This window comes from Scytonema millei VB511283 (assembly GCF_000817735.3).
GTDB classification, from domain to species: Bacteria; Cyanobacteriota; Cyanobacteriia; order Cyanobacteriales; family Chroococcidiopsidaceae; genus Chroococcidiopsis; species Chroococcidiopsis millei_B.
On sequence record NZ_JTJC03000009.1, the window covers coordinates 47,439 to 70,978 of the forward strand.

21 protein-coding genes are annotated in these 23,540 nt (G+C 45.9%); 11 read left to right on the forward strand and 10 right to left on the reverse strand.

Going from position 1 to position 23,540, the window contains the following annotated elements; all coding sequences use genetic code 11:
* Window positions 1-8 precede the first annotated feature (8 nt).
* From rbp to QH73_RS23475, 4 genes are all read right to left on the reverse strand, one after another.
* A complete protein-coding gene (gene rbp / locus QH73_RS23460) occupies window positions 9-314 on the reverse strand; it encodes an RNA-binding regulator (protein ID WP_015157313.1) in 306 nt (101 codons plus the stop codon).
* A 190-nt stretch (window positions 315-504) separates the two neighbouring features.
* On the reverse strand, window positions 505-2,622 hold the full coding sequence (gene recQ, locus QH73_RS23465) for a DNA helicase RecQ (protein WP_039713510.1): 2,118 nt from the start codon (window positions 2,620-2,622) through the stop codon (window positions 505-507).
* Window positions 2,623-2,742: 120 nt separating this feature from the next.
* Window positions 2,743-3,231 carry a PIN domain-containing protein gene (locus QH73_RS23470; protein ID WP_039713511.1) on the reverse strand — a complete coding sequence of 163 codons (489 nt, stop codon included), beginning with the start codon at window positions 3,229-3,231 and terminating at the stop codon, window positions 2,743-2,745.
* Entirely contained in the window at window positions 3,228-3,473 is a 246-nt protein-coding gene (locus QH73_RS23475) for a UPF0175 family protein (RefSeq protein ID WP_039713512.1), read from the reverse strand. The genes QH73_RS23470 and QH73_RS23475 overlap by 4 nt, the downstream gene beginning before the upstream one ends.
* A gap of 488 nt (window positions 3,474-3,961) precedes the next feature.
* Between QH73_RS23475 and QH73_RS23480 the strand changes: the two genes are divergently transcribed.
* The 5 genes from QH73_RS23480 (at window position 3,962) to QH73_RS23500 (ending at window position 10,522) form a co-directional block, all read left to right on the forward strand.
* Complete coding sequence (locus QH73_RS23480; RefSeq protein WP_132867501.1) at window positions 3,962-4,216, forward strand: hypothetical protein; 255 nt, start codon at window positions 3,962-3,964, stop codon at window positions 4,214-4,216.
* A gap of 419 nt (window positions 4,217-4,635) precedes the next feature.
* Window positions 4,636-5,850: a response regulator gene (locus QH73_RS29235; RefSeq protein ID WP_309476526.1), complete on the forward strand. Its 1,215-nt coding sequence runs from the start codon at window positions 4,636-4,638 to the stop codon at window positions 5,848-5,850.
* 77 nt (window positions 5,851-5,927) lie between these two features.
* Window positions 5,928-6,290, forward strand: coding sequence for a response regulator transcription factor (locus QH73_RS23490; RefSeq protein ID WP_015157319.1), 363 nt, complete (start codon window positions 5,928-5,930; stop codon window positions 6,288-6,290).
* A 13-nt stretch (window positions 6,291-6,303) separates the two neighbouring features.
* Window positions 6,304-6,828, forward strand: coding sequence for a chemotaxis protein CheW (locus QH73_RS23495; protein ID WP_039713514.1), 525 nt, complete (start codon window positions 6,304-6,306; stop codon window positions 6,826-6,828).
* 76 nt (window positions 6,829-6,904) lie between these two features.
* Complete coding sequence (locus QH73_RS23500; RefSeq protein WP_039713515.1) at window positions 6,905-10,522, forward strand: GAF domain-containing protein; 3,618 nt, start codon at window positions 6,905-6,907, stop codon at window positions 10,520-10,522.
* A gap of 38 nt (window positions 10,523-10,560) precedes the next feature.
* Here the strand turns inward: QH73_RS23500 and QH73_RS23505 are convergent, their stop codons facing one another.
* Complete coding sequence (locus QH73_RS23505) at window positions 10,561-10,698, reverse strand: hypothetical protein (protein WP_236147153.1); 138 nt, start codon at window positions 10,696-10,698, stop codon at window positions 10,561-10,563.
* A 107-nt stretch (window positions 10,699-10,805) separates the two neighbouring features.
* Between QH73_RS23505 and QH73_RS23510 the strand changes: the two genes are divergently transcribed.
* Entirely contained in the window at window positions 10,806-13,697 is a 2,892-nt protein-coding gene (locus QH73_RS23510; protein WP_039713516.1) for a hybrid sensor histidine kinase/response regulator, read from the forward strand.
* An 8-nt stretch (window positions 13,698-13,705) separates the two neighbouring features.
* On the opposite strand, the gene QH73_RS23515 is transcribed toward QH73_RS23510, so the two are convergent.
* Window positions 13,706-14,122: an aspartyl protease family protein gene (locus tag QH73_RS23515; RefSeq protein ID WP_039713517.1), complete on the reverse strand. Its 417-nt coding sequence runs from the start codon at window positions 14,120-14,122 to the stop codon at window positions 13,706-13,708.
* Entirely contained in the window at window positions 14,115-14,330 is a 216-nt protein-coding gene (locus QH73_RS23520; RefSeq protein WP_039713518.1) for a hypothetical protein, read from the reverse strand. Before QH73_RS23520 ends, QH73_RS23515 begins: the two co-directional genes overlap by 8 nt.
* A 285-nt stretch (window positions 14,331-14,615) precedes the next feature.
* On the opposite strand from QH73_RS23520, the gene QH73_RS23525 reads away from it, so the two are divergent.
* Both QH73_RS23525 and moaA read left to right on the forward strand, forming a co-directional pair.
* Window positions 14,616-16,061: an MFS transporter gene (locus QH73_RS23525; protein ID WP_039713519.1), complete on the forward strand. Its 1,446-nt coding sequence runs from the start codon at window positions 14,616-14,618 to the stop codon at window positions 16,059-16,061.
* Window positions 16,062-16,154: 93 nt separating this feature from the next.
* Window positions 16,155-17,144 carry a GTP 3',8-cyclase MoaA gene (moaA, locus tag QH73_RS23530; protein ID WP_039713520.1) on the forward strand — a complete coding sequence of 330 codons (990 nt, stop codon included), beginning with the start codon at window positions 16,155-16,157 and terminating at the stop codon, window positions 17,142-17,144.
* Between the two features lie 162 nt (window positions 17,145-17,306).
* Here the strand turns inward: moaA and rpsD are convergent, their stop codons facing one another.
* The gene (rpsD, locus tag QH73_RS23535; RefSeq protein WP_039713521.1) at window positions 17,307-17,915 is read right to left on the reverse strand and encodes a 30S ribosomal protein S4; all 609 of its coding nucleotides are present in this window, start codon (window positions 17,913-17,915) and stop codon (window positions 17,307-17,309) included.
* Window positions 17,916-18,192: 277 nt separating this feature from the next.
* On the opposite strand from rpsD, the gene QH73_RS23540 reads away from it, so the two are divergent.
* Both QH73_RS23540 and QH73_RS23545 read left to right on the forward strand, forming a co-directional pair.
* Window positions 18,193-18,822: a hypothetical protein gene (locus QH73_RS23540; RefSeq protein ID WP_052289761.1), complete on the forward strand. Its 630-nt coding sequence runs from the start codon at window positions 18,193-18,195 to the stop codon at window positions 18,820-18,822.
* 153 nt (window positions 18,823-18,975) lie between these two features.
* Window positions 18,976-19,797, forward strand: coding sequence for a Cof-type HAD-IIB family hydrolase (locus tag QH73_RS23545; RefSeq protein ID WP_039713522.1), 822 nt, complete (start codon window positions 18,976-18,978; stop codon window positions 19,795-19,797).
* 273 nt (window positions 19,798-20,070) lie between these two features.
* Here QH73_RS23545 and QH73_RS29240 read toward each other — a convergent pair whose 3' ends face one another.
* Entirely contained in the window at window positions 20,071-21,069 is a 999-nt protein-coding gene (locus tag QH73_RS29240; protein WP_132867503.1) for a DALR anticodon-binding domain-containing protein, read from the reverse strand.
* A gap of 559 nt (window positions 21,070-21,628) precedes the next feature.
* On the opposite strand from QH73_RS29240, the gene QH73_RS23555 reads away from it, so the two are divergent.
* Complete coding sequence (locus QH73_RS23555) at window positions 21,629-22,345, forward strand: Crp/Fnr family transcriptional regulator (protein WP_039713524.1); 717 nt, start codon at window positions 21,629-21,631, stop codon at window positions 22,343-22,345.
* 121 nt (window positions 22,346-22,466) lie between these two features.
* On the opposite strand, the gene QH73_RS23560 is transcribed toward QH73_RS23555, so the two are convergent.
* The gene (locus QH73_RS23560; RefSeq protein WP_039713525.1) at window positions 22,467-23,534 is read right to left on the reverse strand and encodes a PstS family phosphate ABC transporter substrate-binding protein; all 1,068 of its coding nucleotides are present in this window, start codon (window positions 23,532-23,534) and stop codon (window positions 22,467-22,469) included.
* Between the last annotated feature and the right edge of the window lie 6 nt (window positions 23,535-23,540).

The following is a 23,540-nucleotide window of genomic DNA, read 5'->3' on the forward strand; positions in this document are numbered from 1 at the left end:
TCCAAAGTTTAGTAACGACGAGAGTATCCACCGTTACTGTTTCCACGTCTACCATCAGACGAGCCTCTGTCTTCTCTAGGCTTTGCTTTATTAACCTTCATATTCCGCCCCATCCACTCAGCGCCATCGAGGGCATCAATAGCAGTGGTTTCTTCGGCATCTGTATCCATTTCTACGAATGCAAAACCACGCACTCGACCTGTTTCGCGGTCGGTTGGTAATTGAACTCTTTTTACAGATCCATACTGTGCAAAAGCGGCGCTGAGGTCTTCTGGCGTTACCTCATATGATAAGTTACCTACATAAATTGACATACATTGTCTCCAAAATCAGAAGGTGCAGAGATTTAGATTTCGGAGAGAAGCCTGTTGATTTTAATCACAAACAATACAACCGAATTTCATTGTCTCGTCTATATGCTACCGCATTATGAGATTTTTGGACGATCGCGATCGCGGTAATAACGATCTCAATGGCGCGCTAGTTGACCTTTTAGAGCCAGCTTCAATTTTTTTCGTGTCGCCAGCGTCCCCTCACCAAGCGAATTTCGTCGTAGGAATAATCCTCGCCTAAATATTCTCGAATTGGGGTAAGGGAAATATCGCCAAGTTTTTCTAAAGCTTGACAAATTTTAACCTGGCGATCGCGATCGACTAACCGATCTAAATCCACATCCTGGTTTTTTTCCACTAAATCTGATAAGTGACGGATAATTGTTGTTGGGCGCAAATCTCGCTTTTGGGCAATTTCTGCTACGCTCAATCCTTGTTGATATAACTGTAAAGTATATTGTTCTGTTCCAGTTGGATGTGAATTCTGAGTTTGAGTATAAGCCTGAATTTCTATTAAGAACTTTTTGCCATACTGAGCTATTTTGTGTGAGGTTACACCCGAGAGTTTGGCAAATTCAGTTAAAGTTTGTGGTTGCTGCAATGCCATAAATTTCAGCGTAGAATCGGCAAAAATGACATAGGGTGGAACTGATTGTTCGTCTGCAATTTCTTTCCGTAGCGATCGCAGTTTTTGAAATAGCATTTCGACTTCAGCCGTTCGTGCTTCTAAAGGTTGAGCCGCAAGATTTGGTGTATTATCAATTGCAATTGAAACTGTCCGCTGTCGTCGCATCACCTCCCAACTTGCACTATTAAGTTTTAAAACAGAATAACCGTCTGTTGTCTGATCTAACAAACCTTGATGTAATAGCGATCGCCCTAACAATCGCCACTCTTCTACAGTTTTATCTTTGCCAATTCCATAAGTTGAAAGTTTGTTATGACCGTATTGCAAAACTTTCTGATTTTTAGAACCGCGCAAGATATCAATAATGTGATTCATGCCAAATTTCTCTTTGCAACGCGCCACGCAAGAAAGAAATTTCATCGCCTCGATTGTCCAGTCTGCAACTGGTTTGGGTGCAAGACAATTATCGCAACCGCTACATTGTCCGACAAATCGTTCGCCAAAATAGCCTAAGACAATTGTGCGCCGACAATCTGTTCCTTCGGCAAAATCAATGACCTGACGCAACTGTTGACGAGCAATTCTTTGTTCTTGTACGTCAGTTTTTTGGTCGATTAAATATTCAATTGTTTTAATATCGCCATAACCTAAAAATAATGTACAACGGGCTTTTTCCCCATCTCTTCCCGCCCGTCCCGATTCTTGATAGTAACCTTCAATATTTCGAGGTAAATCGTGATGGATAACGAATCGTACATCAGGTTTATTGATTCCCATCCCAAAGGCGATCGTTGCTACCATAACTCTGACATCATCGCGAATAAAACGGGTTTGATTTTCCGCTCTTTCTGTATCGCTTAAACCTGCATGGTAAGGTAGAGCCGCAATCTTGTCTTGTTGTAACTTAAAGGCAATTTCATCGACTTTGCGACGACTGAGACAATAGACAATTCCCGATCCTTCCGATTGCCGAATAATTTGTAGCAGTTGGCTGTAACTTTGCTTTTGTTTTGGTTGAACTTCGTAGTAAAGATTAGGGCGGTTGAAACTCGCAACATGAATGCTAGGTTGTTCCAATCCTAATTGTTGAATAATATCTTGACGAACTCTATCTGTAGCTGTAGCGGTGAGGGCGAGGGTTGGTACACCAGGGTAACGCTGACGCAACTGTTTTAACTGGCGATATTCGGGGCGAAAATCGTGTCCCCACTCCGAGACGCAATGGGCTTCATCAATTGCAAACGCCGCAATCCCCATTTTCTCCCGGATTAAGTCGAGAAAAGGCAGAAATTTTTCGTTTAACAGCCGTTCTGGGGCGACGTAGAGAAGTTTAGTTTTGCCACTGAGAATCGCTTGTTCCCGCGATCGCACTTGGTGTAAATTAAGGCTGCTATTGAGAAATGTTGCTCCAATTCCGTTATCTCGCAGCGCCTCCACCTGGTCTTGCATGAGGGCAATGAGGGGAGATACCACCACGGTTAAACCTGGCTGTAACAGGGCTGGCAGCTGAAAGCAGAGAGACTTTCCACCGCCTGTAGGCATGACAATCAGTTGATCCCGATTTTGCAGCGCTTGTTCGACGATTTGTTTTTGTCCAGGGCGGAAGCTATCGTAGCCAAAATAGTGTTTGAGTGCTGCTTCCAGGGATTGAAACCGAGGCATGGTTGAGAGAATGTGCGGGATGACTATATTGTATTTTGCCCAGATTCACGATGCGAGAAAAGACTGGTAGTTACAAAATGTATGGGAGAGGGCAGCTATAGGCAGTATATATTTGTATAGTTAGACTTCACCAGCTAGCCTTAAAACGCGATCGTACAAGGATTGAGCTACCCAGAAACCTGCTTGGTTTATTAAGGCATCTAGTAAAGGTTTCACTTCAGGAATTAGTTCTTGACTTTTTGCTTCGATTAGAATACCTAAAATCCCTGTATATCTTAGATTCAGTCTAGCTGCAACGATACGACCAAGCCGTTCATCAATGAGAAGTTGTTCCGCTTGTGTTTCTAGTGCTAAAGCAATTGCTTCAGCTTCACCAAAATCTAGTTCGTTTTGAAGTGCTATAACTACTCCGTTGTTATTAACTTGGCGTACCTGAATCCAATCAAAAGTTTGCACTTCTATTGCGCCTGCTACTGGAAAATCAGGCTCGGTTAATTCGCGGTAAACAGCTTGAGGAATAGTAATCGTGCCGTAGAGTTGTTGTAAAAGATTGAGTCGATTGATAGCTGCAAGATTATTAATCGGAGAAGTATCGCTGACAACAATCACAATCTACCCATTTCCCGTAAATTCTTAATATCTTGCTCAAAATCTTCTACATCGTAATGCACTGGAATTTGACGACTTGCCAGTAAATGCTGAAACGCAACTCGATTCATTCCCGCAAACCGACTCGCTTGGGCTAGGGTTAGTTTCTCCTTTTGAAATAGCATAACTGCAATTTCCTGTTTCATTTCGGCTTCACTCATGCGAGTCGCAGCTAGCATCTCGTCAGGTATAGTAATACTCATCGTTTTCTTTCTCTTATGTTGATATTTATCTTATAATACATTAACAATACATTATGTATTTAAGCTGTGAGGCTCTTTCAGGTATTTGATGGTCATTCTCTATTTTCAAGCAAAGTGGCGTGGATAGTAGTTTAAGCTAGGTGACTTATGGATGATATTTTACTAGAGCAGTTATTGAATGAAGATGAAAGCTCATCGTTGGACTTTAAGCGAGACCAATATTCCTTTGATCGAGCTAGCGCTCAGCAAAAAAGTGAACTTCTTAAAGACATATTAGCTTTTACTAATGCTTGGCGAAGAACATCTGCTTATATACTTGTTGGAGTCGATGAGATAAGGGTCAGATTGGTATTATTACTATACCGATGCAGAAGCGTCCAGTTTTTCTAAAGCAAAACTATGGACAATTGAGAAAAATATTGTCTATTTATATGGGAAAATATTATCCAATTGTTTGGCGTAAGCCTTCAAGTTAGATATCTGTACATATGAAGGAATCAAACATTCTCGCTCGATCGCTTGTATTGCGATCTCACGTCATTATTGGTATTGATGGTGAGAATGGTACTGCCGATCGTGCCCTTACATATAGCTCTAGTTTATATCGTGCCGATTCAAGAACGACAAGATTTTATTATACAAAGAGAAATCTCTGCGATCGCTCTAGTCTAGAAACGAGAGAAAGCAAAATAGCATATTCAGGTGCAAGCTGCGGTATTTTAATATACATAAATTTGAAGTAGGGGCAAACACAAAAGAGAATAGCGAAAGCTGGCTCGGGTGGGACAACTGCTTGACTTCAGGAGGGCTTAGACTTTATGCTCTATGAAAAAAGTCAAAAGCGATAAGCGATATAAATCTGCAAATAGCTTAATTTTCTAAAGATTATTACTGGTAATTGACAATTTGCTTCTAGCACTATTAAGTATTCACAAATTCTCTTATTCTTATTAATCAGAATTAGTAACCGAGTCAATGGAGTGAAATGCCAGCAGTAGAAGCGCTCGATTTAGCAGGTAGCATTTGAGGCTGACCTGCTCTACTGAGAAAGTGAGTCGGCGCACACATGTTGCGTCAACACGAACCAGATTGTCACAGATCGACCACCAACACAAGCATCTGCCACATGGAATCGGCAATGACTGAGAGTCATTTATATACAGTGAAACTAAACAACTGGCTACACGCTTGGAGCCAAGGGCAATTGAGAAACGGTAGGTTGAAGATTCAAAACTCCAATGGACGGCAGCAGTGGAGTTTGTATTTTCACTTGGGTCATCTGATTGGGGATGCAGGCGGAGTGCATCCCAGGCGACGCTGGCTGCGTCAGTTGGCGCAGTATTGCCCTCAAATTCAAGTCGATCCGATCCACCTTTACCAAGAACAAAAATATCGCGGCGACGATTATGAGTTTTTAGCTGCATTGATGAGCAAGCGAGAGATCCTGCGCCAACAAATGGTATCAGTGGTTCAAGGTAGCGTCGCAGAAGTCTTATTTGATATTCTGCAACAGGAACAGTGGCTGCGCGATCGCTCGCTTCCACCCCTGAGCTACACTTTTACTCCCGAAGAAAAGTTATATACTTCGCCTTTAGTTTTTCTCTCTCCAGACCGTTCTTGGCAGCAAGCAAAGCAGGCTTGGCAGAAATGGTGTCAGGCGGGACTAGAAGAGTTTTCACCAAATGTGGCTCCGTTGATCTGGCAGCGCGAAGAATTGCAGCAACAATCTTCACCCGTAGTCTACCGCAGTCTGGTATCGATGGTAGATGGTAAGCGAACGCTGCGAGATTTAGCCTTGAGATTGCGACAAGACCCCATATTACTCACCCAATCTCTACTCCCCTATATTCGGCGCGGCTGGATGAAGTCAATTGAAGTAGGGGATATCGGTGAGAAGCTGGAACACGTTGTCACGCGAGGCTTTCAGTCTTCTCCCGCACAGCCAAAGACGACGAGTCCTCTCATAGCCTATATCGATGACAGTCCCAGAGATAGCCAATTGTTAGGCAGAATTCTCACCCAAGCAGGTTATCGATACATCAGCTTGCAAGACTCCGTGCTTGCCCTACCAATGCTTTTAGAACATAAACCCAGTTTAATTTTCTTAGATTTGGTGATGCCGATCGCCAACGGTTACGAAATTTGCGCCCAAATCCGCCGAACTTCTGTATTGAAAGATACACCAGCGATTATTTTAACCAGTAACGACGGGATTATCGATCGCGTCCGTGCCAAAGTCGTGCGATCGACAGAGTTTATCTCAAAACCAATCGAAGCGCCGAAAATCCTCAACGTGGTGAGAAAATATTTAGAATTCGGCGATCGGAATACTCGTCAGACGGACGAGAAACCAACAATGGAATATGGAATTGATTGAAATCGACCGTGCCTTGTTGTCGTGAGTGAGGTGGTAAGCGGGACAATTGAATTGGAGCAATTGGTAGGAGAGAGTTTGTGAGTACAGTTTTGTTAGTAGAAGATAGTTTGACTGATGCCGAACTATTAACCCGCTATCTCAGACAAATAGGATTAACGGTAATTGGCGTGCAAAGCGGTGAAGAAGCCGAAGCACAGCTAAGATTGCAAACACCAGACTTGGTGATCTTAGATGTCATTTTACCTGGTCAAAGTGGATTTGAACTCTGTCACAGCTTGAAAACAAATGATGCAACCAAGAAAATCCCGATCGTGATTTGTTCTTCCAAAGGTACGGAAGTCGATCGCCTGTGGGGTTCTATGTTAGGTGCAAATGCTTACATAGCTAAACCAGTAGACCAACAACAATTACTGCAAGTCATCCAACAGTTTATTTTATAGTTTTAGAGAACTTATGGAGATACTTGATTCTCTAGCTAAAACGAGTTCGTTACGACTGGATGGAGGATCGCCATCCTCCCAGGAAAAGTTTCTCCGCTGTCGCCTCGGCTCCCAAGATAGCGGTTTGCTGGCTTTAATTCACGTTGCCGAAGTTATACAAATTGTATTAACAGAAATATTACCCGTACCCGCCATGCCTGAATGCATTTTGGGAATTTGCAACTGGCGGGGAAAAATGCTGTGGCTAGTCGATCTGAATCTCTTTCTCGACTATCCACCCCTTATCGCCTCAGAAATCGCCAGCGTCCCGCTGATGGCGATCGTCATGCAGATTGAAGGACAGTCAATGGGTCTAGTTGTATCGCAAGTACAGGATATTGAATGGCACGATCTGAGTCAAATTCAACCAGCGACGGCAAGTTTATTTGCTGCCAAAACCTTACCCTTTTTACAAGGATACTTGCCTCAAGCCGATGCTATAGTCCTCGATCCCGCAGCGATCGCCCGTTGTCCGATGTGGCAACTGCATAGGGGATAGAGGAGAAGTCGTAAGTCGTAAGTCGTAAGTCGGAATTAACTGATAACTGATAACTGATAACTGATAGGACGGGCTAATGCAATTTAAAAATTTATTTAAGCAAGAACAGGAACTTCCAGAACAGAGACAACAATATCGTGGTAGCACAAAAATACTGCCACCTTTAGATAGCACGCAGCAGTCTGCTAGTGACGCAGTTGCAGATGCAACTCAACCTACCGCACTAGTCAATGCCATGAAGGCGGAATTAGAACAAGCGGGACTGTTGAATGCACCAGAAGCTAGAGCGAAGTTTCTTCAGTTGGAGCAATTGGCGCAAATGCTGCAAATGGGGATGAAAGACCAGACTGTAGCAACTGCTAGTAGCTTCAAAAGCGAACGGCAACGATTGAGCGCGATCGCTAGCGTCATGCGACAAGCGGCAGCAGAAGACGGACTGTTACCAACGACAGCTCATCTGGTGTGTCAGTATCTGCAAGCCGACCGAGTATTAATTTATCGCTTTTTGGATGAGGAAAAAGGTGTTGTTTTAGCAGAGGCAATGGTAGGAGATTTTACCCCGAGTTTGGGGGAAACTCTAGCAGTGCGGATGTTTGGGGCAGAAAATTTACAAGCGTACCAACACTCGCCCGCGATCGCTCTAGCAGATATTTATCAAGCTTCCTTGAGTCCCTATCAAATTCAATTGCTAGAACGGTTTCAAGTTTGTGCTAGCTTAAGCGTCCCGATTGCTTTGCCAGAGGGAGGATGGGGTCTGTTGGTGGCGCAGCAATGCCAGAGTCCTCGTAGTTGGACGGAAAGCGAAATCAGTCTGCTGGAGCGAGTTGCCACTGAATTAGCCCTACTCGTACAACCAGAAGAATACAAGATTCTTTTGCGATCGCTCGGCGACCAGCAAAAAGTTTTAGCGCGGGTGATTGAAAAAATTCAGGGTTCCCCCGACATTAGCAGCATCTTCCGCACGACTACCCAAGAATTACGTCAGTTACTCAAAGCCGATCGAGTGGCAATTTATCGTTTCAATCCCGACTGGAGTGGGGAATTTATTGCGGAGTCCGTCGCGGCTGGCTGGGTGTCGGTTATTGAAGCGCAGGAGGGAGACGAGGTTTTAAAAAGCGATCGCGCCACCCAAGACCGCTGTACGTTAAGAAACTTAACGGCGTATGCTCCTAATGCCGATGCCGATACCTATTTGCAAGATACCAAAGGTGGTGGCTACGCTAGAGGGGAAAAATTTAAGCGCGTGGATGATATCTACACGGCGGGATTTTCTCCCTGTTATATCGCCAGCTTAGAGAAATACCAAGCGCGGGCATATGTTATCGTTCCCATTTTCCAAGATACGAAACTGTGGGGACTGCTAGCTGCTTATCAAAATTCTGGTCCCCGCCACTGGCAAGACGGGGAAGTTAATATCATGCTGCAACTGAGCAATCCTCTGGCAATTGCTTTGCAACAGGCAGAAGTCCGTCAGCAATTGCAGTCTCAAGCCGATCGAATTGCCCAAGCCGCCGAACGGGAACGTACCGTGACTCGGATTATCGATAAGATCCGGCAGTCTTTGAATATCAATAATATATTTAGAACCACAACCTACGAATTACGCCAATTGCTCAAAGCAGATCGAGTCGTAATTTATCGCTTCAATCCCGATTGGAGTGGGGAGTTTGTGGCGGAATCCATCGCTCCTGGGTGGCGATCGCTACTAGAAGCGCAAAAACAAGATGACAGCCTCCAGCAGAACTTTACAGCAGATGAAGGCTGTGTCATCAAAAATATACCTGCGCCAGGATCGACTACCGTTGATACTTTCTTACAAAATAACAAGGGTAGTTCGCTGCGGGATCGGCAATATCTTCAAGTCGATGATGTTTACGCTGCCGATTTTTCTGCTTGCTATATAGAATTGCTCGATAAATTCCAAGCCAGAGCCTACATCACCATACCAGTTTATCAAGGGGATAAGCTGTGGGGCTTGTTGGCTGCCTATCAAAATTCGGGAGCGCGCCACTGGCAAGCAGAGGAAATAGAAATTATGCTGCAAGTCCGTAACCCGTTAGGGATTGCGCTACAACAGGCAGAAGCATTACAGCAAGTCCAAGCAACATCGGCAAAATTGAGCCGTGCGGCAACTATAGAACAAGCTGTGACTCGAATTACCAGTCGCTTATTGCGATCGCTCGATACGGAGTCGGCAATTTATAAAATTATTCCTAAAGAAGTGCGGCAAATGCTGGCTGCCGAGCGCGTAGTTTTGTATAAATTCAAGCCCGACTGGGGCGGAGAGTTTGTAGCAGAATCCGCGGCTGCTGGGTGGAGTAGCTTGCTAGAAGTCTTACCCGTAATTGAAGACAGCCACTTACAAGACACCCAAGGCGGACGCTATCGCCAAGGCGGGACTATAGCGGTAAACGACATTTATACAGTAGGACACTCTGCTTGTCATGTGGAACTGCTAGAGCAAATGGAAGCCAGAGCCTACGCGATCGTCCCCGTCTTCGTTCAGCAGGAACTCTGGGGTTTACTCGCAGCCTATCAGAATTCTGCGCCCCGGGAATGGGAAGAAACAGAAGTCAGCGCTTTAGCACAAGTAGGCAACCAAGTCGGCGCAGCGTTACAAAAAGTCAATTATCTAGCACAAATTCGCATTCAGACAGAACAGTTGCAACAACTCGCCCAACGAGAAAAAGTAGCCAAAGAACAACTTCAGCAAAGGGCGATGCAGCTACTCGTTGCCGTGCGCCCCGCTCTCAATGGCGATCTGACAGTCCGCGCTCCCATCACCGATGATGAAGTCGGAACGATCGCGGATGCTTACAATAACACCTTGCAAAGCTTGCGGCGAATTGTCATGCAACTACAAACGGCATCGACACAAGTGAGCCAGACTTCCCAAAATAGCGAATCGGCAATGTCAGCACTGACGATACAAGCACAGCAACAATTGACAGCGTTGCAGCGTGCCATGACCGAAATTCAAGCGATGGTTGATGCTACCACAGTGGTAGCTGCCGATGCCGCACAGGTAGAAAAAGCGGCGCAACGCACCCACCAGACCGTACGGCAAGGGGATGCGGCAATGAACCGCACGGTTGAGGGGATTCTTGCCTTGCGGGAGACAGTAGCAGAAACCAGCCAATTAATCCAGCGCTTGAGTGCCTCCTCGCAAAAGATTTCTAAAGCCGTAGACGCGATCGGCAACTTTACGACCCAAACCCAACTCCTCGCCCTCAACGCCGCGATTGAAGCGACTAGAGCCGGAGAATACGGTCGAGGCTTTGCCGTAGTTGCCGATGAAGTGCGATCGCTTGCCCGTCAGTCAGCCACGGCAACCACAGAAATTGGCAAGCTCGTACAAGAGATCCAAGCAAGCACGGCGCAAGTCAGCCAAGCAATGGAAACAGGCGTGCAACAGGCGATCGCCAGCAGTCATTTAGTCAGCGACACCCGCCAAAGCCTCACCGCGATCGTGGAAGCCACTGCTGAAATCGGTCAACTCGTCGCTGGGATTAATCAAGCGACCCAAACGCAAACTCAGCAGTCCCAGTCCGTCACCCAAGCCGTATCCGAAGTGGCAAATATTGCCACCAAAACCTCCGACGATGCCACCCTGCTATCTATCGCCTTCCACGAATTACTCATCATGTCACAAGAACTACAAGCCAGTGCTAGTAAGTTTAAAGTCAGCGACTAGCGATCGGTTATCAGTTGTCAGTTATCAGTTATCAGTTATCAGTTGTCAGCGAAGAATGGGGTGTAGGGTGTGGGGTGTGGGGTGTGGGGTGTGGGGTGTAAGAATTTTGAATGCGTGAATGCGTGAATTTTGAATTGTTTTGCTCCCTCAGCTCCCTCAGCTCCCTCAGCTCCCATTCTTCGAGAAGGGCTATTCTCCGAGAAGCCACCCTTCGGGTGTCTACGCCCTACAGCTCCCTCAGCTCCCCCTACTCCCTGCTCCCTGCTCCCTGCTCCCTAACCATATGAACGACTCGTTCCACGAACAAAGCTATGCTTACTTTCTCCAAGAAGCACCACAATTGCTACAAATTTTGGAGGAAGAACTACTGAATTTGAAAACCGAGTGGAGTATGAATAAGGTTCATACTTTAATGCGGGCAACTCACACGCTTAAAGGTTCGGCGGCTTGTGTTGGTTTGGACAGTATCAGGCAGCTTGCACACTCTTTTGAAGACATTTTTCGCCACCTGTGCCGACCGGAAGTCACGCTCGATCGCGAAACGGAAGCCTTACTATTTGAAGCTTATGACTGCCTGCGTACCCCTTTGATGGCAGAAATTACTGGCAGCCACAGTCATGATGCCGAAGTCTTCGATCGCGCTGCCGCAGTTTTTAGCGAATTGCAAGCAAAACTAGGAGTTAATTTCGCGCCAGAAGTTGAAATTCCTAACTCAGATGAATTGGGGTTTGATGTCACTAAATCTATTTTTGAAGTTGGGGTAGCTCAACGCTTGGCAGAGATCGATCGCGCTTTAGCTGGTGGGGAAGTGGAAACAATTGCCACCACGTTACAAACTCAAGCTGAAGTTTTTTTAGGTTTAGCAGAGTCTTTAAATTTACCAGGATTTGAGGCGATCGCGAGTGCGGCGATCGCAGCTTTGGCTTGCTATCCCGACAAAGCGATAACTATTACCCAAATAGCCTTAGCAGACTTTCAACAAGGGCAAGCATCCATCCTAGCAGGCGATCGCGACGGAGGTGGGAGTCCTTCGGCGCAGTTGTTGGAATTAGTAAAGGGAGCAGGGGAAAAGAGAGCTGGGGAAGCTGAGGGAGCTGAGGGAGAGAAGAGAGCTGGGGGAGCTGGGGAAGCTGAGGGAGAAAATACCAATTACCAATTACCAATCACCACCCCCGACGAAGCAGATTCTTTACTAGAGTCAATCTGGACGATCGCCGAACCTGTAGACGATGGGGCAGCAGAGCCATCAGAGACAGCCACCGCAGCAACCAATACTAACTCCGATCGAGCGGTGTCGCCGCCTTCATCCTTAGCGAAAAGAGATGCAGCTATGTCGGATACAGTCAGAGTTAATGTCGGGCATTTAGAGCGGCTGAACTATTCTATTGGCGAATTGCTGACTAATCAAAACCGCCAAACTTTACAGGATGAAAAACTACAAGGCGGGATGCAAGGGTTACTTGAATTAATTCAACAGCAACAGCAAATGTTGATGGAACTCAAGCAGCGCTTGGACTTACAGGGAAAAGACCGTTCTAGTAAACTTGCCGTGTTGGTGCAATCTTTATTAGCAAATGGAGCGCAACTGCAAGCAACTGGGGATGAAATCGATCTCTATGCTCGCCAGTCTAGCCAGATGTTGGAGAAACAAAGCCGCTTGTTAAATAGCGTGCGAGATGAGTTTTTGACGGCGAGAGTTATTCCCGTCAGCGTTGTTTTCGATCGCCTGCCTCCAATTTTGAGGCAACTAGAAACTCTACACGATAAGTCTGTAGCGTTGGAGTTCAGCGGTAAAGAGGTATTGATAGACAAAGCCGTGGCTGAAAAACTTTACGACCCCCTTTTGCATTTGGTGCGCAATGCCTTCGATCATGGGATTGAGCCTAAGTCTAGGCGATCGCAATTGGGGAAAGCGTCAACGGGTCGAATTGCCATTCGTGCTTTTCATCAAGGCAGTCACCTAACAATTGAAATCCAAGATGACGGACAAGGGCTTAATTACGATCGCATTCGCCAACGAGCGATTGAAATGGGTTTAGTTTCACCAGTAGACGCTAACAGTCTCAGCGAAGTTCAGCTGATGGATTTTATTTTTGAACCAGGCTTTTCGACTGCGGCTCAGGTGAATAATCTTTCAGGACGAGGCGTAGGACTAGACGTGGTGCGCGCTCAGTTACAATCCCTCCAAGGGGCGATCTCAGTTTATTCTCAACCCCAACGCGGTACGACTTTCATTCTCCAAATTCCTTTAAGTTTGACAATTGCGAAATTATTTCTCTGTCAAGTTGGTTCTACTACCTATGCTTTACTCGGTAGCGCGATCGAACAGATCTTACTCCCTCAACCAGAACAATTGCGTCCTTGGCGGGGAGGTAAGGTTTTGCGATGGGGTGAAGCAAATGCAGAACAGTTAATTCCTGTTTTACCCCTGAAAGGAATTTTGCCCTATTTTACGCCGCTAACGGCTCCCGCCGATAGTCCTACCACTCTACAAGGACGCATTGTATTGCTACGCTACCAAGACCAACTTATAGCAATAGAAATAGACCACGCGATCGGCGAACAAGAATTGGTGATTCGACCGCTAGACCCGATGATCGTTCCGCCTAGCTATGTTTATGGTGGGAGTATTTTGGCTGATGGCAAACTTACCCTCGCGATTGACAGTACTGCTTTAGCAAAGTATGTATTAGAGCGACAAGTCACTCAGGGCATGGGGCAGGTGAGGAGCGATCGGGATAGCGGTTTACTTGGTAGCGTTACGCCTATGCATTCAATCCCGCAGCTACAATCAGAATCATCTGCTGTGGGAGCCAAAATCTTGTTAGTCGATGATTCTCTGACTTGGCGACAAACTCTAGCGCTGACGTTACAACAGGCTGGATATCAAGTGGTACAAGCAGATAACGGTCGCGAGGCAATGACACAACTGCGATCGCATCCCGATTTTGGGGCGATCGTCTGCGATTTAGAAATGCCGCAAATGAATGGTTTGGAATTACTCCATTACTGTCGCCAGTCCCCCAGTTTCGCCCAAATTCCCTTTCTCATACTGACTGCTAACACCGACGCTGAAAATCAAAAAGCAGCAATGGAATTAGGGGCAACTGACTATATCAATAAATCGCGATCGCACCAGGAACTTTTGGCAGTTGTGGCTCAGTCGATTCGATGATTTATAGTTCATGCTTTGGGACGTATCTCAAATGCTAGTTGGGAACGGTAGAAGCAAACATCAAATTCTAGGAAAAAATTCATCCGCCCCAATAGTAAAGGCACGTTATCAGACAAACTCCATGCAAATACTAATCGTACAGGATCGAAACCACCTATCTGAGCGGAAACTAATAGTCCCCGTGCCTCTGTCGAAGCTAAATTGCCTGCCAAAATTACAGAAGTTGTTTGTTCTTCCCAGACTGCACCAAGCTGAACCCCGATGTTATGTGGTAAGACATTGACACTCGCACCTGTATCTAATAAAGCTGAACCCTCTACGGATGAATCCCGATACATGAGGGATAGCGGTAATTGAGGCAGCGCATCGGGAACGCCAAACGCATCAAATCCTTGTACGAAGTTGAATCTTTGAGCGTTACGCATTGTGCGTCGGTTGCTCTGACTCTAAAAGCTGAGCCAGTTGGTGAGCTGCTTCATGTGAGTTTAGGGGCGACCAAACCGAGTAGGTAGCTCCTGGTTCTAAAGTGGGTTCCTCTTCTTGAGCAAGTTCTGCAACCAAAAACTTCATTACTTTTAGCTTGTCTGCGCGGCTTAAACCTCTCAGAGTAGGAAATAACTCTGCTACTGTCATAGGGCTTAAAAGAATGCTTGACTTCTTTATTTTCCCATACTCACCAGCAATTATTTGTTTATCAATTTGTTTGATATTACATCATTTGCCGCGCTAACACTGCTCTCACAAAATGACAAAATCTTTCTTCCCCCTGACACTTGCCTCTCTCTTTCGATCTAGCTTATGCTGCTCGAAACGCTGCTAAACGGCTATTTTCACCCGCTAATTATTGGCTTAGGAAAATGTTAAGTTGGCAGAGCGCGATCGCATAAACTCACTATTTACTCAAGTCTTGTAGAAACCTTGTCAGCTCTTAGCAATACGCAACCTCTAGCGGCTGCAACAGAATTAACCACCCACCAGCCGCCGATAATTTCCAAACCCGTCCTTCGGACTAGCCTCAAGGCTTCTACTATTGATGGTGTCTTTGCTGCTATCTTTTCTAGCGTTACCAGTGGTGTTTTACTAACTAACTTTTTGCTTCAGTTGGGGGCAAATCCTTTAGAAGTTGGGATGCTCTCTTCGATTCCAATGCTGACGAGTTTACTACAACCATTAGGAGCATTCTTAGCCGAACGAAGTAGCAGCCGTCACTTTTTTTGTTGGTGGACTTTTATCCCCGCACGACTATTATGGTTAATTCCCATCGCAGGTATTTGTTGGATTGGTTGGTTTAATGCTAACTCTCACCAATTAGTCAGGTTGACTTTGGCAACTATTTTCGCTAGCAATATTCTTGCAGGCTTAGGTACTTCCTCTTGGCTGAGTTGGATGGCGGCTTTAGTCCCCCATCGCTTGCGGGGTCGATATTTTGGTTTTCGCAATAGTGCGGCAAGTTTGACGACTTTAATCGCCGTACCTCTAGCAGGATTGACAATTTCGATTCTGCCTGGTGATACGATTCAGGGATACGGTATCGTCTTGGGATTGGGCATTATTGCAGGAATCATCAGTTTGGCGTGTCAAAATTTCATGGTCGATATCAATCCCCAATTGCCACCACCGTCGCTATTATCGCCATCACAATCGCATTCTCTAGCAGTAGCAGAAGTCATACAACCGCCGCCAATTTTTAGCTTGTTCCGAGATTTAAATTTCGTCAAATTTCTACTGTACTTCGGTTTGTGGGCATTTGCGGTTAACTTAATCGTGCCGTTTTATAACCTTTACTTGCTAGACAATTTAAAACTAGACCTCAATTGGGTGTCTTTATATACGAGTCTCCATGCAGGCACGAACTTGGTGATGCTGCTTATTTGGGGTAAGCTAGCCGATCGCCTGGGGAATCGTCCCTTATTGTTGATAATAGGGATTTTAGTGGGAGTTTTACCTTTATTCTGGCTGGGAACGGGAAATAACTTATTATCACTGTGGCTGTGGTTGCCACTCATTCACCTAGTTAAAGGTTCGCTGTGGGCAGCTATTGACTTGTGTAGTAACAATATCCAAATGGAATTAGCACCCAAGTCTCATCCTTCCAGTTATTTTGCGATCGCTGCTGCCACTGCTGGGGTATTTGGTGCTTTGGGGACAACGGTAGGCAGCCAACTCACAACTTTAGATGCGATCGGTGGTCTCCCTGGAGTGTTTATTATTTCTACTATTGTGCGTTTACTTGCTTTATTTCCCTTGATTTTCGTCCGCGAACCGCGCAGCCAGTCCCTCACCCAAGTTTTACGCCTTCACCTACGGAAACCGCAATTAGTAACAGAGGAGCCTGCAACAAGCGCGACTAATTCTGCACAATAGTAATTAGTTGCAAGTCATTTGTTCATTGTCAGTTGTTATTTGCTAATGACCAATGACCAATGACCAATGACCAATGACCAATGACTAAACAGCATGAATAAAGTAGATTACCTCCGAATTAGCTTAATCGACCGCTGTAATTTTCGGTGTCAGTATTGTATGCCCGAAGGTGCAGAGCTGGATTATATTTTGCGACAACAGCTATTAACGGCTGAGGAATTGCTAACTTTAATTCGCGAGGTATTCATTCCAGTAGGGTTTACGCGATTTCGATTGACTGGTGGCGAACCGTTACTGCATCCGCAGGTTGTAGAAATTGTCCGAGCGATCGCAACTCTACCTCAAACTCAAGACCTGGCGATGACAACAAACGCATTTTTGTTGGCAAACAAGGCGCAAAATCTCTACGATGCAGGATTAAGACGGATCAACATCAGCCTCGACTCCCTCGATCCTGAAGTGTTCGATCGCATTGTAGGCAGTCGCGGACGTTCTCGCTGGCAGCAAGTTTGGGATGGGATTCAAGCCGCGCATCGGGTGGGTTTCGATCCCTTGAAATTGAATGTCGTCGTGATTCCTGGGGTAAATGATTGCGAAGTCTTAGATTTAGCCGCCCTTACCCTAACTCGTTACTGGCACGTCCGGTTTATTGAATTTATGCCCATTGGTAACTCGCAAATGTTTGGCGATCGCGGTTGGGTTGCTTCTGCTGAGTTACGCCAGCGCATCCGCGAGGCTTACGGCTTAGTCGAGTCGCAAGTGCGGGGTAATGGACCTGCGGATGTATTTCAAATTCCTGGGGCAAAAGGTACGCTGGGATTTATCAGTCAAATGTCAGAATGTTTTTGCGATCGCTGCAATCGGATGCGTCTGTCTGCCGATGGCTGGCTGCGTCCCTGTCTGCTCAACGAAATGGGACAAATTGACCTTAAATCTGCCCTGCGCGCTGGTGTTCCTACTGACGAAATTCGCGATCGAGTTACCCAACTACTTGCCCTGAAATCGGATATTAACTACAAACAAAGAGAATCTGGAACATCTACCGGAATTTATGCTCGTACCATGTCGCAAATTGGTGGGTAGAAGTAGGGGCGCACAGCCGTGCGCCCCTACTCAAAATCAAACGGGCAAAAATCAACAAGCCCTCCAATTGACGGAATCGGAGGGCTTGATATTAACAATTACAAAACCTAATCATAAAATTGTCAATGGCGCACCGCAGCCGCACGAGTGTAGCCATCGAAATTAAGCCTGTCTGGAGTAGTATTCAACTACCAACAGTTCGTTCACTTGCAGAGCAACCCATTCGCGCTCAATAACGCTGTTCACTTTACCTTCCAGCTTATTCTTATCAAATTCAAGGTGACTGGGTAGGTTTGCTAAACCAGGATACTGGAGATTATTTTCTACTAACTGCCGCGATTGCGCTTTATTTTTGATACCAATGACCTCCCCTGGACGACACTGATAGCTAGCGATATTAACTTCGCGACCGTTTACCGTAACGTGACCGTGATTGACTAGCTGCCGCGCTGCTGGGATGGTGGGAGCCATACCCATACGAAAAACGGTATTATCCAAACGCATTTCCAACAGTTGCAATAGCACTTGTCCGGTAGAGCCAGTTACTCTTCTTGCCCGCCGCACGTAGCGCAGTAACTGCTTTTCAGTCAAGCCGTAGTTAAAGCGGAGCTTTTGCTTTTCTTCCAAACGGATAGCATACTCAGAACGCTTCTTGCGAGCCTGTCCGTGTTGTCCAGGTGGGTAGGAGCGTCTGGCATTTTTCCGAGTCAAACCTGGCAGATCGCCCAGGCGACGAACAACTCTTAGTCTTGGTCCTCGATAGCGGGACATTCAATCTTCCTCTGCTTAATCTGCGCGAACTATTCCAAAACTACAATTATAAATCTAAAATATGGTATCTGAAAAGCCCTGGTTAGTGGCTAGTGGCTAGTAGCTAGTAGCTAGTGGTTGGTGGCTGGCGGTTAGTGGCTAGTAGTAGAATTCTTCATCTAGTCACTAGTCACCAGCCACTAGTCACTGACAACTGGTCGCTGATAACTGATAATTGATAACTGATAGCTGATACCCTCAAATTGTAGTTATTTACAAATTTCTTGGTGGGAGTGTTATGGGGAAAACAATTTATTTGGTGGCTGGCTCATTGGCGATCGCTGGTTGGATCGGTAGCAATTTTCCTGCAACTGGGGCTGAAATTGTCACCGACTCTTTACGTAACGGTTATCGTGCTTGTACGGCGCGAATGCTTAATTCTGGAGTTTCACCCGAAGCAGCAGCGAGAGCCTGTGCGGGGGCGCTTTACCCGAAGGATGTCGCTCGTTGCGTGACGAGAATTGAGGGGCAGACGGAAATTTCTGCCCAAGATGCTTTAGCGACTTGCACCCAAGCCCGCCGACCTATAGAGTTGTCAAGGTGTGTCGTTGGCATTAGCGAAAATAGCCAAGGGCAACCCGTACCAGGTGTACTAGATTTTTGTGGTCGCAGTTTGTTACCAATTCGTTATGCTGAATGTGTCGTTGGATTGCGGCGAGAAATTAATGAGTTAGCTCCTACCCAAGCAATGGAAACTTGTATTAGTGCAGGCGATCGCCCTTTGGATTTTGCACCTAATTTTATTCCCCAAGGTCAATTACAACAACCAGTAACATCTCCGGCTCTGACTGCACCTGCAACACCCGAACAAACTGCTCCCACACCAGATGCACCTGCATCAGATACGCCGACTCCAGCTACGCCCTAGAAAGGGCAAGGGAGAATTCGGAATTCGGAATTACTTCTGTAGGGGCGGGTTTTGACTGAAGATAGCTTGTTGGCAGTGGTGAATCTTGGGCTAAACCTGCCTCTACGGTTTCCTGATAACTGATAACTGATAACTGATAACTGACTCCCCGTTATGAACCAAGAAATTAAATTACTCGTCCTCGATATTGATGGGACGATCGCGGGTAAGTCAAATCAAATTAATACCAAAGTTAAAAAAGCGATTCAAGCGGTGCGGGCAAAAGGCATACAAGTGGCTGTAGCAACAGGACGAATGTATCGTTCTGCTTTGCGTTTCCATCATGAGATAGGTTCGACTTTGCCCTTACTTGCCTATCAAGGTGCTTGGATTCAAGATCCAGCTACCCAGAAAATGCACCGTCATTGGACTGTTGCCAAGCAAACAGCAATTCAACTGTTAGATTACTTCGAGCAACCTGAATTGCGATCGCTGCTTTCGGTTCATTTCTATATCAACGATCGCCTCTACGTGCGCGAACTGACTTCTGAAACCCGACTTTACTCCGAACGCTCTGGGATTGAGGCGATCGCGGTGGGAGATTTACGCCAAGCTTTAACCACAGAACCAACGAAAGTATTGGCTCTGTGCGACGACACCGAAATCATCGATCGCTTACTCAGCAGCCTGCGTCAGCAATATACCCCCGCTGAACTATACCTGACTAAATCCGTTGCTACCTTCTTTGAAGCAACTAACCCTTCAATCAATAAAGGTGTAGGCGTGCGTTACTTAGCTGAAGAACTCCTGGGGATCGCTGCTGCTAACGTGATGGCGATTGGTGATAACTTTAACGATGTAGAGATGTTAGAGTATGCAGGGATCGGTGTAGCAATGGGTAACGCTCCAGCTGACGTACAGGCGATCGCTCAGTGGGTAGCGCCTAGCGTCGAGCAAAACGGAGTTGCAGTTGCAATTGAAAAATTCTTACTTTAAATCAGTCATTTGTCAGTTGTCATTTGTGAGTGTTCTACTAACGACGAATGACCAAAAATCAGAAAGGACACCAACGACTGTCCGTGTTTCGTCTTGGTGTCCTGACTGGTTCGCTCCTCACACACCCTTATAGTAGAGTAATGTTTTTGATTTGTCACCCCCTTGAACGCTAATTTCTACCTAAAGACAGATAAGATTTGCCTATAGAGCAAGATGCCTTTTACAGTGACCAGTGACCAGTGACCTGTTACCAGTTTTATACTGTTTGCTAGTTCAAAGTTCTAAGGGTGCGCAACTATTTAATACTTCTACTAAGAGTATTCTAAATAGAGATTGAGCGATCGCCACTAAGCCAAGTCGCCCTTGTGCTAAGTTGAGATTTTGATTTTTGACCTCTCCCCAAATGCGACATTGACTATAAAAAGTTTGAAAAGCTTGACTCAGATTCAGAGCTATTTTTAACCAATTTAAAGACTTGCGAGTAGGATTGGGGCAATAAAGATCGTCTAATACTGCGATCGATTCGAGGAGTAGATTTAACTCGGATGGGTGTTGCAAACAAATTTTTGCGTCACTCAACCAAGGAATAGGTTGAGGTGATATAACCTGTAGGCATGAAGAATTAATGTCAGAGTTTCTTGACGTAATTGTAATTATTTTCTCCCGATGAGCCATGTGTAATAGAGAACAACATCGAGCATGAGCGTACTGAATGGGAAATAGGGAATTGGTAGTTGGTAGTTGGTAGTTGGTAGTTGGTAGTTGGTAGTTGTTTTTTGCTCCCTCAGCTCCCATTCTTCGAGAAGGGCTATTCTCCGAGAAGCCACCCTTCGGGTGTCTACGCCCTACAGCTACCTCAGCTCTCTTCTCCCCCCTGCTCCCTGCTCCCTGCTCCCTACTCCCTAAACTGGGTAGTGTCTCAATCCAGTGTTGCAACCAAGCAGCCAGACTGGGTTGAGTTAATTCTAAGTCGATCCACCCTGGGGGAACGACTTGAAAAATCAAGTTTTGTTGATGGTTTTGTTGGGCAATTAGCTGCGATATAGATTGGGCAACTTCTATAGTTGGGGAGTTGACAAGTTGACTTAATTTGAACGCGACCGCGCACCTGTAAACACCGGGACGCTGCTTAGATAACTGTAAAGGAATATAACTTTTGCGATCTGTTAAGGACGGAGTGTCTAATATATACAAACTTAGTGCTGCTTGTATGCACTGTAACAGCGCTCGCGTAGGTGTTAACTCGGCTGCTGGAGGTGACTGACGATCCACTTTTAATTTATAGTTAAAACCTCTATCCCTACCTGGGGGATCTACCGAGGTTTCATGTAAACCAATTAGTTAACCCCTATTTTTTGAATAGTTGCTTGAGAATACTATACTCTAGCGAAACTTACTATTGCTAGAGCGTTCGTTCATCCGCGATTGTACTGAAAAATTTATCGGCTTTCGCTGAAAAAATCTGGCGATTTCAGTAGATTTACGGTACAAAAAAACTTAGTCCCATGTTGTTGACAATCTCTTGTCACAATTTTCCCTAGCTCAACTACAATCATTTGTACAGCTGTTACTTGCAATTCCCTGGTTTGATTGTTTACACTTATCTGTTGTTTTAAATATGAACTATACGGATAAAAAACTAGAAAGTAGGAGAATTGATTAAGTAATTGAGTGATTTAGAATACTAGGATTGTGTTGCAAGAATGTATAGCTAAGTTCGCTTAGCTACGATTGCTATTACTGGTTTGAGGAGTAAAGTTCGCTTGCCAACCAATTTGGCAATGGCTGAGCTTTACAGTGACGTTTCGTCTATCGCCAACTGTTGCAAATTATGCATTCCCCATCCGCTTCTCCAGAGTCGCAAAGACCATTTTTAACCTGGCAACGGATTCTTGACTGGGCGCAGGAACACTATCGCGTTCGCTCTTTCAGTAAAGACGAACGCATTCCGGCTCGACCTGGACTGCTCTATCTCGTTCAAAGAGGTGCTGTGCGACTTGTAGGTACAGCTCAAGTTAGCGCAACTAGTCAGCTATCATCTCGGCGCATCAACAGAACACCTGAAGAAGCTTTTTTAGGCTTTGTTGGCGCTGGACAGCCGTTTGAAATTGTTGCCCAATCTCCGTTTACGCTTCAAGCTTATGCCCATGTAGAACCTACTTTAGTAGTATGGATGTACTGGCATGACTTGGATAACTGGCCCCACTTTCGGCGGGAAGTTCTCGATGCATTTCGCTACCAACATCAGCGCAAGTTACTGTGGCTGAGTGCTTTAGGACAGCGACGGACGATCGATCGTCTCTTGGGATTCTTAACCCTGCTGGTAGAAGAATATGGGCAACCAGCGACAAGTGAAGAAGATCCCGATCTTCTGCGCGGATACTCTCTACCGTTTACACTGACGCACGCCCAAATTGGTAGTGCGATCGGTTCGACGCGAGTAACCGTGACTCGTTTGATGGGTAAGCTACGCCAACGCGGTTTACTCATCGCTCAAGAAGATAATCTCATCTGTTTGCCAGCCGATTCGATCAATCGAGCGAGTTAGTTACAGAGGAGTGAGGAGCGAGGAGCGAGGGTATTGAATATCACAAGAGCTGTGATTGAGAAACTAAAGCCTTTCCTGCCATTTGTCTCTCTTTCCCTCACTCCTAACTCCTAACCCCTCATTATCGCATTCGCACAAATCCAGCATTGGCGATCGCCGACTGTCCTTGCTGCGTCAGCAGTAACTTAGCATAAGCTTCTCCTGCTTGCTGTGCTAAATCGTCATCCTGCTTGACGACAACGTACAAGTTGCGTGTCAGAGGGTATTGTCCGGTTTGAAAAGCATCTGTGTTGAGCTGATTGCGCCGCTGAGGACAGTTATTTGCCGTTGCCAAAGGTTCTTGGTAGGGAGGAGTAAATTGCCCTGGCTGACGACCTAGCGGTAAGGGTCTAATCCTACACTGAGGTACGATTTCTGGAGCCGAGGCGTAGTAAATTCCGCCACGGTTACTAGCTAGCTTTTGTAAAGCTTGAGTTGTCGTACCAACCAATTCGACATTGGCAGCTAATGCTTGACCTGCTAGAACATCCTGTATGAAAAGCTCGACCGTACCACCCTCGCTCATCGGACGGGAATAAGGTTGAATCGGCAGGTTAGGACCACCGAGTTGTTTCCAGTTATTTGCCTTCCCAGTGTAAATTGCTTTCAGTTGTGCCAAGGTTAGTCCTGGTATATTTAGGCTGGGGTGAACTGCGATCGCTAAACCATCAATTGCTACCGGAATTTCTTTTAAATTAAATCCTCTTTGCTGAGCGCGAGACACCTCTCGATCTTGTAAGGGTCGAGACGACTGAGCAAAGGTAAGCCTACCTTCAATCAGCATCCGAATACCAATACTGGTTCCTGGGGAAGCATTTGTCGGTTCTACAAACCGTAACTGAAATTCTGGATAAGCTGCTCTAATTTGCGGATCGATCGCTTGTCGAATTGCTGCCCAAGAAGTACTACCACCATAGCTGAATAACCCTTTAGGAATGCCTGAAACACCGCTAAAACTTGAGCCACTCGATTCTGGATCTGAAGTTATATCGGATGTGTTGGGGGTGGAAGTAGATCTTGGCTGAGGATCGCTGAGTTCGACACTAGTGCTAGAATTTTTCGTCAGCCACCAAAAACCGCCAGCTAAACCCCCAGCTATTATCAACAGAGTCAGAACGAGAACAGCTGTTTCATTTTTTTGCGACGACATAACAGA